Genomic DNA, 11669 nt, shown 5'->3' on the forward strand with positions numbered 1-11669 from the left:
GAAGGTCTGGTTAATCCGGAATCGGCGCACAACTGCATGCTTCGTTCATAACGGTTCGTTGTGCTGCTGGCGCAGAATGGGATCCTGGCGGTAAAATTGTGTGAGCTGCAGGTATACATCCGGGCAATGCAGCCTGAGCACATCCGGTGCTGTAAAAAAGTACTCACTGATCACAGCAAAATATTCCGCCGGGTTCGTGGCCGCATAAGCGTTAATCCGCGTCGGGTGCTGATGGGCGACTTTCTGCTGCAAGGTTCCAAATGCCGTGCTCAGCGCTTGTGTCCACTGTTCAATTTCCATGTGGGGATGAAGCGGTGGCATGCCGTTGGCACGCCCGTTCAACATATCGAGTTTATGCGCAAACTCGTGGATGACAACATTATGGCCGGGATGACGCCCTTCCAGGTCATGCTCGACATCTTCCCAGGAAAGAATCACGGGTCCCCGCAGCCAGGACTCCCCGCTCAGGTCACGCGCCTCGCTGGAAATCAGTCCATTCTGATCGATACCCTCGTGACTGACCCGAAAGGCACCCGGGTAAATAACGACCTCAATCCAGCCACTGTAATAATCCAGCCCAAGCTCCAGAATCGGGAGTGCCGCCTGGGCGGCAATCGCCAGGGCCATCTCGTCTGTCACCTGCAAGCCATGCGTCCCTGTAAACGCTTTTTGATGTAAAAACAAAGTCGCCAGCTCCCGCAGATGCGCCAACTCCACTGAACTCAGGTCGTGCAGCAAACCGGCCTTGTTGACCACCGTTCTCCACAAGTCGTAATCGACTGGATAGCGCCTGAGTATGTAACGAATACGCAGGTTTTTAAGCCACTTTAAAATGTTAATTTCCCCATCAGAGTCAGTCTTTATTCATAAGCCGGCTTATGCCGTTCACAACGGCACCAGGTGCAGTCGCAATCTTCGTGAACGTGAAACAATGGCTTGTAACGTCGTGATGCGACAGCGTGATACCAGGCCCGTTTCCACAAACCGGGAGCATAGGCCTTCTGCATCCAGGCGCGTACATCCTGTCCCGGCGAGAACTTGCGCAAGGCTGCGGCATAACCGCGATCACCCAGTCGATCGTAAAACCAGCGGTTGGCAGCCGCTGTCTGGTGATAGGCACGCAGACGTTGCTTCCAGATCTGTTCGTAGCGTGCGGGATCATCGGCAGCAAGTGCACGCCCCGCCTCCGCACCGGATATGAGCGCCCAGCGGATCCCGAAACCAAACAGCGGATCCTGAAAACCGGCTGATTCACCCGCGTACAGGATATTCCCCTTGCGCGCTGTTCGTGGCAGCGAAAAATTTCCACCGCCGCCAAATCGGCGAGGGTTTTTCAAGCTGACACCGACTTTTTCAGTAAAAAATTCAACGCATTTTTCAAGGTAGCGACGTTCATTGTGGAAATCGTCGAACAGGCAGGTTGCCAGCGTGCCACGACCTTTACAGATGAGCAGGTAAGCGTAGCCTTTTGACGCCAGCTGGTCAGACAGGGCTGCATAGGCGCCATCAGCCATATCCGTCTCGAATAAATACCCGGCGGCAATAGCATCTGCACGGCGTGGCCCCTGGGTCACAATACCTCCCGAGGGAAGGCGGTGTAGTGTTTCGCCAAAACGAATCTCGACGCCTGCATCAATAGCTTGCTGTTTCAATGCCATATCCAGGCAGCCTGGTTCGCTACCTCGCCGTATCAAATAGAACAAGGGCCGGTTCGAATGAAATTCACGGGGGGTGCCGTCGGGAGAAAAGCAGGTCACCTCACGAAACGGGGTATATTCAAAATCGGCCTCAACACCCAGCGACTCCAGCTCATCCAGTACATCTATATCTGTGGTCCAGTTCTCCAGTCCCTGGAAGTCCCCGTGAAAGCGCTTTCCAACCTCCTCACGCCGCTCATAGACACGGGCTGCCCGCCCGGCACGCACGACGGCAAGCGCCGCTGCAAGTCCGGCCGGACCGGCGCCGGATATTTCTATCACTGGAGTTGACGACATCGCTCCCTCCCGGTTATTTGTTTTGATGGTGTCCACACCCGCTGACAGGCTGTTCTACAGATCCACCGGACAGAGGCAGTTCATTGCGTGGATCACGCATGAGCCTGGTCATATAGGGCCGAAGCAGTTTCTCGGCCTGTTCCCTTGCACTTTGCTGTACCGCATCGCCACCCTCGGTGACCGGCCAGCGCATATAGGGCAACCCGGGTACGATGGCAATAATGATGGCTCCACAGCCACAGGGGCAACGGTGCAGACTCAGCGGCTCGTCGGACAGGTACCAGGGCTTCTCGCGAAATACCAGGCGACTGATAATCTCCAGCATTGCCCAGGAATCCTTCAGAGAAGTCTCAATATCGCGGTATATACCGAAATGCTGGGATACATGATGCACAATCACAACATCCAGCTGTTGCCGACAGCAGATAGCATCGGTCGGCGCGAAATCAATTAACGCCCCGTCACAATAGTATTCGCCGTCTATTTTCACTGGCTCGTAAAGAACAGGCATGGCAGCACTGGCCGTCATGCGTGGCGCCAGCTCCCCTTCAGAAAACACCGCCTTCCTGCCGGTTCCCAGGTTGACCGCCAGTACATGAAAAGGATACTTGCACGCTTCAAAGGTATCAGCAGCCAGATTCTGACGGGTAAATTGCAACGCCGCCTGCGTATCTGACAAGCCGGTATACCCGCGTCCCTTGTGTACTGCCATTTCCCAGATAAAGCGTGGAACAGAATCCGGCGTCCAGAAGGTGCGGCTGTTGATCCCGGCCAGTGTTTCGATCCAGTTGTCCAGCGCAGTACCACTTGCCATAAACCCGCCCACCAGCGCGCCTGCACTACAACCTGCACTTGCATCAATACGGATGCCGAGATTTTGTATCGCCTGCATAAAACCGGTGTGCGCATACACGCCACGCACACCGCCTGAACTCAGTACGATACCAATACGAACAGAGCGTGACTTTTCCACGATTTTTCTTATTGAATACGCATTACTTTTCCAGTTCACTGAGCCGCCGCTTGTACTCTTCCTCGTCAATTTCGCCACGCGCGTAACGTGCCTTGAGCATTTCTACCGGGCTTTTATCCGTCGATGACGAACCTGAACCCGGGCTGATCACCTTGAACAAGGCAACGATGATCATGACCAGTACTATCCAGAAAATCCACATACCCAGTCCCATACCAAACCCCCATCCAGCGTCTGACCCGTGCATGATTTGTCTCCTTTCAGATTATCAGTGGTTCACTTTTTCTCAGGCGGTATCAGGGTTCTTACCAACCATAACCTTCGTATCAGAAACAAACGTGTAGGGCGGTATCACCAGATTTGTCGGCGCGGGCACGCCCTTGAATACCCTGCCGGCCAGGTCAAAACGTGAACCGTGGCAGGGGCAGAAATACCCCCCCGGCCAGTCCGCGCCCAGGTCAGCCGGCGCCACTTCCGGACGGAATGTCGGCACGCATCCCAGATGGGTGCAGATACCGATGACAACAAGGTATTCCGTTTTAAGGGAACGGAATTCGTTTTTTGCATAGGCCGGCTGCTGGGTCTCCACTTCAGAATCCGGGTCACGCAGCTTGTCCCGTACAGCGTCGGAACGAAGTCTTTCGAGCATTTCCGGGGTACGTCGAAGCACCCACACCGGTTTTCCCCGCCAACTCACAGCAATCTGCTGGCCGGCTTCCAGCTTGCTGAAATCCACCATTACCGGGGCGCCCGCCGAGCGCGCCCGCTCGCTGGGGTTCCATGATTCAATGAACGGGACCAGGGTAGCAACAGCACCAGCACCACCTACCACAGTGGCAGCGGCTATCAGTAACCGCCGGCGTTTTCTGTCAATCGTTTCAGTCATAGCTGCATCCTCCCTGGTTTCACTTATAGTCTACAACCTGTACCCTGGACACAGGTCAAGGACTTCCCTGTCAACCCGCTCCATAACACTGCTATTTAATTGACCCCGATTTTACCAGTCATACCGGCTTCAAGGTGGCCAGGTACCAGGCAGGCAAAATCAAACTCGCCCGCCTGGCTGAACTGCCACACCAGCTCGCCCTGTTCACCCGGCGCCAGCGAAATCATGTTCGAATCGGCGTGCTTCATCGCCGGCATGGTACGCATCATACTGGCATGCTCCTTGAGCTCATTGACAGAACCAATCACCATTTCGTGGGTAATGTTCCCGTTATTACGAACCACAAAGCGCACCGTTTCTCCCTCCTTGAAGTTGAGCTTGTCCGGCGTGAATCGCATGCTGTCATCCATGGCCACCTCAATCGTACGCGTCACTTTCTCCGACTCACCCGGTCGGCCGGCATCAGCCTCATGGCTGTCATCATCAGTATGGCTCATTGCCGGGGCAGCATGGTCATGATGGGCCTTTGCATGCCCCCCATTGTCGCCATGTGTATCAGCGTGTCCACCGCCTGCCATGGCAAAGGCAGGCAAGGTAACAAGCGCGAATATTGAAATCATTTTTTTCATCATAAACCTCTCAGTTTCAGTCATATTCGTACTATTAAATAAATCAGAACCAGAACCGCAGGCCGGCAACAAGTCTTGCTTCACTCGCCTCCTGCCCGGCAGCCTGCGCAAAGTCTTTGGTGTCACCATATTTCCTTGCCCACTCGACACCCAGGTAGGGGGCAAACTCACGGCGAATCTCGTAGCGCAACCTCAGGCCGGCTTTTACTTCGGAAATTCCACTACCCAGACCCAGCCGGATATCACGTTTGCCGTACCAGTCCGCTTCAATTCCTGGCTGCAGAATGAGTTTCTGTGTCAGCAACAGGTCGTACGTCGTTTCCAGGTTGGCCGCCGTACGCCCGCCTTCACCCACATAGGCGGTCGCATCCACTTCAAACCAGTAAGGCGCCAGCCCCTGCACACCGAATGCCAGCCATTTCCGGTCCGGGCCATCGCCGCTGTCGTAGCGCACACCGAGTTGTGTATCCCAGTAGGTAGCTATGGAATGCCCCCAAAGTAACTCTGTGCTGGCTTCCTCAAGCTTGTTGCTGTCGACAACGCCCTCAGCCTTTAACACGGCACGGTCGTAATCGCGGCCATACCAGGCCTGCAAGTCGTAAAACCCCGCGGTATTATCGCTGGTCCTGACAGTTTCCAGACGATCCATCAGGACAGAGTAAAAATTCTGTTCATCGGCAAACCGTGGACGTGGTACATCGCCAAAGTCATAGCCCTCCGAATAGACATGTGGGTCGCGTGCATCCTCGGGTGGCGAACCGCCCTGCATCGCGGGTTCCTGTGCCCGGGCGGCCGACAGACCAGACGCCAGCACTGCAGCGACAAGAAAAGTGACTTGCTTGTTCATCATGGTTACGTTCTCCATCATTCAATTACCCCTCATCAGGCCACCACCACTTCGCGGAACATACCCGCATCCATGTGGTACAGGAGATGGCAGTGCCAGGCCCAGCGACCCAGCGCATCGGCGCTGACGAGAAAGCTGACGCGTTGCGCCGGCTGCACACTGATGGTATGCCGGCGCGCCAGGAATGTTCCCTCAGGTGTTTCCTGCTCGCTCCACATACCGTGCAGGTGCATGGGATGGGTCATCATTGTGTCGTTGTGCAGAATGACGCGCAGACGCTCACCATGACGGAAATGCACCGGTGTGGACTTGCCGAACTCAAGACCGTCGAGCGACCAGGTATAGCGCTCCATATTGCCGGTCAGGTGAAGCTCAATATCACGTTCGGCATCGCGCGGATCGAGCGGCCCGCCAATCGTGTGCAGATCGGCATAGGTCAGTACGCGCCGTCCGTTATTGCGTAAGCCAATACCGGGGTCATCCAGGTTGGTGCGCGGCGTATCCACACGCATATCGACACTGGGCCCGTATTCGGTTCTGGCATGACGTACATGCACAGGATTACCACCCATCGCCATGGAACCATGGTTCATCGCATCCATACCCTGCATGCCGCTCATGCCACCTTGCGCCATACTGCCCATCATGTCTGTCATGGTCAGCCATTCCGGCTCGTCCAGTTCGGGGACTTCACCCTCCATCCCGGCACGTGGCGCCAGTGTCCCCCGTGCATAGCCGGTACGATCCATGGCCTGGGCAAAAATGGTGTAGGCGCGGTCTTCTTTCGGCTCGACAATCACGTCATAGGTTTCTCCCGGGCCGAAGCGGAACTCATCGACCGTGACCGGCTCCACGTCCTGTCCATCGACATGCACGACTGTCATTTTCAGACCGGGAATCCGCACATCGAAGAAACTCTGTGTGCCACTGTCGATAAAGCGCAGACGTATACGCTCACCGGGCCTGAACAGGCCGGTCCAGTTCCCCGCCGGGGTCGTACCGTTGGTTAAAAAGGTATAGGTATAGGCTGAAATATCCGCCAAATCGGTCGGGTTCATACGCATGCGGTTCCACATACGCCTTCTGTCGATTGCTACGCCCAGCCCCTTGTCAGAGACATCCCGAAAGAAATCACCGGCTGTCAGTTGATTGAAATTGAAGTAATCGCTTTGCTTCTTCAATTTTGCAAAAACGGCCAGCGGGTCTTCGTCGGTCCAGTCGGACAACTGGACCACGTAATCGCGGTCAGCCCGGATCCGGTTGCCCTCGGCGGGATCAATAATGATGGCACCATACATGCCCGTCTGCTCCTGGAAACCGCTGTGCGAGTGGTACCAGTAGGTTCCCGACTGCTGCACCTTGAAGCGGTAGACAAAGGTTTCTCCCGGAGCAATGCCATTGAAACTGACACCCGGTACGCCATCCATCTGATAGGGAAGGATAATCCCGTGCCAGTGAATAGAGGTGGATACAGGCAGGCGGTTCGTCACGCGCAGTGTCACCGTATCGCCCTCGCGCCAGCGCAGGATCGGCGCCGGAATCGAACCGTTGATCGTGGTCGCCATACGTGGCTTGCCGGTAAAGTTGACCATTGTCTCGGCGATCGTGAGGTTGAATTCCGTACCGGTGAGCACAGGAGCCATACCAGTCGCTGTCATGGGTGCCTGCTGCGCCCAGGCCGGACTCAACAAGGGCGACAGGCCAAGCATGGCTCCGCCTGCGGCAAGACCCTGTACAAAGCGTCGCCGCGACTGATCCGGACCGATATCGGGCTGTGGTATCGTGCGTTTCATAGGTATTCGATCCTCCAGATGAGAAGTTCCTGTTCCGTCTTGCCAACAGTGGCGCACAAGGTAGCAGTACACTGCTTTCTCTGACATGACGCGGGCATTACAATTTTGTAATGATTGTGTCATCTTTCCGCCAGATAACCCTGTGTAGTATTGCGGCACACTTAAGGGTAGTTCAGATCAACACGTCATACCGGCGCAGGCCGGTATCCTGGTCACTGAAACCACTGGATTCTGGCATACGCCAGAATGACAGGAACACTGAAAGAGCGTTTTACTGATGAAACTTCTGATCGTCGAAGACGAAAGCAAAATTGGTGACTACCTCCGACAAGGGCTCAGCGAAGCTGGTTTTACCGTCGACCTTGCCCGTAACGGACTGGATGGCCACCACCTGGCCATGACGGAAGACTTCGACCTGCTTATCCTCGATGTCATGCTGCCGGACATCGACGGCTGGAAAATTCTCAAATCACTGCGCGAGGCCGGCAAGCAGGTCCCGGTACTGTTTCTTACCGCACGCGGCAGTGTCGATGATCGCGTCAAGGGGCTGGAACTTGGCGCCGATGACTACCTGGTCAAGCCTTTTGCCTTCTCCGAACTGCTGGCACGGGTACGCACCCTGCTCCGCCGCGGTACCACACCGGCTAACGAGACAAGATTGACCGTCGCAGACCTCGAACTCGACTTAATGGGACGACGTGTCACACGTGCCGGAAAGCACATACCACTCACCGCCAAGGAATTTGCCTTGCTGGAGTTGCTTGTGAGGCGCCAGGGCGAAGTACTGCCCCGTTCACTCATTGCTTCCCAGGTCTGGGACATGAACTTCGACAGCGACACCAACGTCATCGATGTGGCTATCCGTCGACTCCGCGCAAAAATCGACGAGAATTTTGAACCAAAGTTAATCCACACCCGTCGTGGCATGGGCTATATGCTCGATATGCCCGATGCAGGCTGAATAACGGACGATGCGGCGCCCTCTATCACTCACGCTACGGCTGACGGTACTGTTCGGCATTGTGGCAATTGTGGTGTTCTCCGGGTTTGGCTGGCTGATCGAAAACTCGATAAAACACCACTTTGCCGAGCAGGATGGCAAGGAGCTTGAAAACATGACCCGGGCAGTCCATCAGGCTATCGCCGCCAGTACAACCCGGGACGCCCCTTCGCTTCTCACACAAAGATTCGATGACATTCTGGTAGGCCATCACGGTGCATCCCTGTATATCGCCGATCAGGGCGGTAAAACCCTATACGCCAGCTCCGGGCCGGATTTATCCATAATCGGAACACTTGTAGCCGGGGGCAGCGGATTTCAGGAATGGAGTGATGGCACAAACCAGTTTCATACGCTGATCCGTCGCATCGGCATTGAAACACCTTCAGGTGGAAAAACCTATACCATCGCAACTGCACTACCCACTGACTTCCACCTGCAATTCCTCAAAAGTTTCCGCCATACCCTGTGGCTCATGGTCGCCAGCGCTTTCGCCATCACCAGCCTCATGGGCTGGGTCGCGGTTCGCTATGGACACGCGCCCCTGCATGACATCATCAACCAGATCCGCCATATCAGTGCAAACGAGCTGAACACACGACTGTCACCGGAAACCGTACCCCGGGAACTGACCGACCTGGCCGTCTCGTTCAATGAAATGCTTGAGCGCATGGAAGAGGCCTTTAACCGCCTTTCAAATTTCTCTGCCGATATTGCCCATGACCTGCGCACCCCGGTGACAACCATGATGACACAGGCCCAGGTTGCGCTTTCCCATGCACGTACGGTCGAGGAATACCAGGAAATCCTCTACTCGAATATTGAAGAATACGAACACATGGCGCAGATGATCAATGACATGCTTTTCCTCGCCAAGGCAGACAATGATCCGGACAACCAGAATACCACCGAAGTGAATCTGGCCAATGAAGTGGATATGCTGTTCGAGTTTTACGAAGCGTGGGCAGAAGAGCGTGGTGTTACACTGAAACGTGAAGGCACTGCCACTGTGTCGGGTGATAAACTGATGCTGCGACGCGCACTGGGAAACCTGCTTTCCAATGCAATTCGTCACACACAAACTGATGGCACTGTGCGCGTGGAACTCAGTACAACAAACGGGGAAGCCGGTGTTGTGGTGGAAAACCCGGGACCGGACATACCGTCCGAGCACCTTCCCAGATTGTTCGACCGGTTCTATCGTGTCGATCCATCCAGACAGGAAGGTGGCACCGGGCTGGGTCTGGCCATCGTCAAGTCTATCATTGAGATACATGCCGGCAGAATTAATGTGACATCTTCCGAAGGGAGAACCCGGTTTTACATTCTCCTGCCGGTGAACCAGAGGTCATAATGGCAAGCACAGAATCTTTGGGTCATTTACATGTCAATGTGATTTGCAAGGTCATACCTGCCGGAGAGATAAAGAGCATTTTATTCAGAGGAATGCACTGTATACTGGCGCCACCACGCTGGTCAGCAGGCAGACCACAACCTGGAACAATAACCAACAAGCGGGTTTCATGAAGAAAAAGATCGTCATCGTCGGTAACGGTTTTGCTTCCCTGTTTTTTATCGGCTACCTGCTGTCGTTGCCGGTCTTTCCTGTTTTTACGTTCTTTCTGCGGCGAATCTATTCACGTTACGACATTACCGTTATTGGTAATGGAAAATTTATCTATTTCCCCGCCATTCCCGAATTCATAACCGGAAAGAAGACAAAAGACGGCATTACGCTCGACATCCGCCCCTGGCTATGGCGTCGGAATATACACTTTATAGACGACCGGGTGGTTGATATTCAGGATGGCGGACGAACTGTACTGACGACACGTGGGCGTTACACCAATGACGCGCTGTTCATCGGCACTGGCCCCGCTTTCCTGCTTGATGATATCCCCGGCACACGTGAACATACCTTTTCACCCTGCAGCGGGCCGGACGAGATGAATGCCTTCCTGCAGAAGCTGGAGGCCTTGCAGGAAGGTGTCATCTATGTAGGCTTCAAGCTCAACAAGCGCGATGGCTTTGTCGCCGGCCGCGGTGGACAAATGTACGAATGTGCCTGCCTGCTCGACTATGCCCTGAAAGAAAAAGGGATACGGGACAAATTTGAAATCCATCTTTTTTCCCCCAACATAGAACCCGGTGAAACCGGTGCGATAACCGACAGGCTGCTGGAACGCGACATTATTCTCGACTATGGCTATGAACCGGCAGAATTCGTCGAGGGTGGCATGAGAGATACGGATGGCACTTTCCGTAAAGCAGACCTTGTCCTGTTCACGCCAGGTATTACAGCACCCGAGTGGGTACGACAGTCCTGCCTGCCGGTTTCCGCTGGCGGGCATATCGAGGTCGACAAGTTTGGCCGTGTAAAAGGTCTGGACAAGGTGTTCGCCGCCGGTGATTGCAGCAACCATGAGAATCCGCCGCCCTGGGTACCCCACCAGGCGCACATGGCACAGTTGCGCTCGGAAGCTGCTGCGAAAAATATGCACAACGTGTTAAACGGCCAGGAGCCCTCGCACACTTATCGTTTTGAACTGTCCTGTATTCTGAATATGGAAAATGATGCGATGTGGCTGCATGCCGCAAGTGACAACAAGCCACCGTTCTGGAATATTTTTCCACGTCACTCGCGGAAACTCATCACCGTCAAGAACATGTTTGAACGGCTATACCTGTTTTATTTGCGTTATCTGTAAACAAATACAAGAGGATAGACAGGAATGAGCGAACTGGAACAATACGCACTGCTGCTGGGCCTCACCGTTGGCACAGCCGGATTTATCCTCAGCCTGTATGCACTTGCCCGCTCGATTGGCAAGGCACGCAAGGAACCCGGCAAGGATGTCCCTGCAACCAGTGGTCAATTGTCACGGGACCCGGTGTGGGTACGTTACCACGCACGCTACTATGGCTATGCACTACTGTTTCTGGCCTTTGATATGGAAATGGCCTACATGTACCCCTGGGCAGTCGTGTACAAGCAGGTAGGGCTGGTTGCCCTGCTCGATATGGGGGTCTTCCTGGCAATTCTGTTCCTGGGGCTGCTCTACGGCTGGAGTCAGGGTGCACTGCGGAGACAATAAATGATCAGCGGTGCTCGACAGGGAGCACTGTCCGGATTCCGACGGCTGGTCGCCGCCGCGATGGCCCGCGATCTCGGCGTATTTATTGTGCCCGGTCCGGACATTGCACGCGCACACGGCCTCGATATTGAAGCGGCCGGACTCCACCTGGTAGCCAGCCCCCGTCACGCCAGTGTACTGCTGGTGGTCGGTGACATCCCGCCCGCGTTATGCGAAGCCGCAGCCGTTATCTATGCCCAGATGGTGCGTCCCCGGGCATTGCTTGCCATCGGGACAGAAACACTGTCACCCTTGCCACCTCCTGACATCAGCACCGGGCTTTCTCAACAGGAACTGGTCAGTGGCGTACAGCAACTTCGCTCCGCCTTTGCCGACGGTGCCTTCCACACTGAGGTATCAGACTTCGATGCGCCCGTACTACAAATCCGTATTGAATATACCTGCCCCATGCA

At 55.0% G+C, this 11669-nt stretch carries 12 protein-coding genes and 1 pseudogene; 5 read left to right on the plus strand and 8 right to left on the minus strand.

Going from position 1 to position 11669, the window contains the following annotated elements:
• Nucleotides 1–45: 45 nt before the first annotated feature.
• From ACW81B_RS03330 to ACW81B_RS03365, 8 genes are all read right to left on the minus strand, one after another.
• Nucleotides 46–864, minus strand: coding sequence for a M90 family metallopeptidase (locus ACW81B_RS03330; RefSeq protein WP_491578803.1), 819 nt, complete (start codon nt 862–864; stop codon nt 46–48).
• A complete protein-coding gene (locus tag ACW81B_RS03335) occupies nt 861–1994 on the minus strand; it encodes an NAD(P)/FAD-dependent oxidoreductase (RefSeq protein WP_491578792.1) in 1134 nt (377 codons plus the stop codon). The genes ACW81B_RS03330 and ACW81B_RS03335 overlap by 4 nt, the downstream gene beginning before the upstream one ends.
• A gap of 13 nt (nt 1995–2007) precedes the next feature.
• Nucleotides 2008–2967: a patatin-like phospholipase family protein gene (locus ACW81B_RS03340; RefSeq protein ID WP_491578793.1), complete on the minus strand. Its 960-nt coding sequence runs from the start codon at nt 2965–2967 to the stop codon at nt 2008–2010.
• A 22-nt stretch (nt 2968–2989) separates the two neighbouring features.
• Nucleotides 2990–3214 (minus strand): SHOCT domain-containing protein, encoded by a 225-nt coding sequence (locus ACW81B_RS03345; protein WP_491578794.1) that lies wholly within the window; start codon nt 3212–3214, stop codon nt 2990–2992.
• 39 nt (nt 3215–3253) lie between these two features.
• The gene (gene petA, locus ACW81B_RS03350) at nt 3254–3853 is read right to left on the minus strand and encodes a ubiquinol-cytochrome c reductase iron-sulfur subunit (RefSeq protein WP_491578795.1); all 600 of its coding nucleotides are present in this window, start codon (nt 3851–3853) and stop codon (nt 3254–3256) included.
• Between the two features lie 95 nt (nt 3854–3948).
• Complete coding sequence (locus tag ACW81B_RS03355; protein ID WP_491578796.1) at nt 3949–4566, minus strand: cupredoxin domain-containing protein; 618 nt, start codon at nt 4564–4566, stop codon at nt 3949–3951.
• A complete protein-coding gene (locus ACW81B_RS03360) occupies nt 4526–5350 on the minus strand; it encodes a copper resistance protein B (RefSeq protein ID WP_491578797.1) in 825 nt (274 codons plus the stop codon). Before ACW81B_RS03360 ends, ACW81B_RS03355 begins: the two co-directional genes overlap by 41 nt.
• Nucleotides 5351–5364: 14 nt before the next feature.
• The gene (locus tag ACW81B_RS03365) at nt 5365–7122 is read right to left on the minus strand and encodes a copper resistance system multicopper oxidase (protein ID WP_491578798.1); all 1758 of its coding nucleotides are present in this window, start codon (nt 7120–7122) and stop codon (nt 5365–5367) included.
• 277 nt (nt 7123–7399) lie between these two features.
• Between ACW81B_RS03365 and ACW81B_RS03370 the strand changes: the two genes are divergently transcribed.
• From ACW81B_RS03370 to ACW81B_RS03390, 5 genes and pseudogenes are all read left to right on the plus strand, one after another.
• A complete protein-coding gene (locus tag ACW81B_RS03370) occupies nt 7400–8083 on the plus strand; it encodes a heavy metal response regulator transcription factor (protein WP_491578799.1) in 684 nt (227 codons plus the stop codon).
• A 10-nt stretch (nt 8084–8093) separates the two neighbouring features.
• The gene (locus ACW81B_RS03375) at nt 8094–9476 is read left to right on the plus strand and encodes a heavy metal sensor histidine kinase (protein ID WP_491578800.1); all 1383 of its coding nucleotides are present in this window, start codon (nt 8094–8096) and stop codon (nt 9474–9476) included.
• A 169-nt stretch (nt 9477–9645) separates the two neighbouring features.
• Nucleotides 9646–10830, plus strand: coding sequence for an NAD(P)/FAD-dependent oxidoreductase (locus ACW81B_RS03380; RefSeq protein ID WP_491578801.1), 1185 nt, complete (start codon nt 9646–9648; stop codon nt 10828–10830).
• Between the two features lie 24 nt (nt 10831–10854).
• Nucleotides 10855–11217, plus strand: coding sequence for an NADH-quinone oxidoreductase subunit A (locus tag ACW81B_RS03385; RefSeq protein WP_491578802.1), 363 nt, complete (start codon nt 10855–10857; stop codon nt 11215–11217).
• Nucleotides 11218–11669 (plus strand): annotated as a pseudogene (locus ACW81B_RS03390) (hypothetical protein); the annotation flags it as partial.

It is taken from the genome of Thiogranum sp., assembly GCF_058323355.1.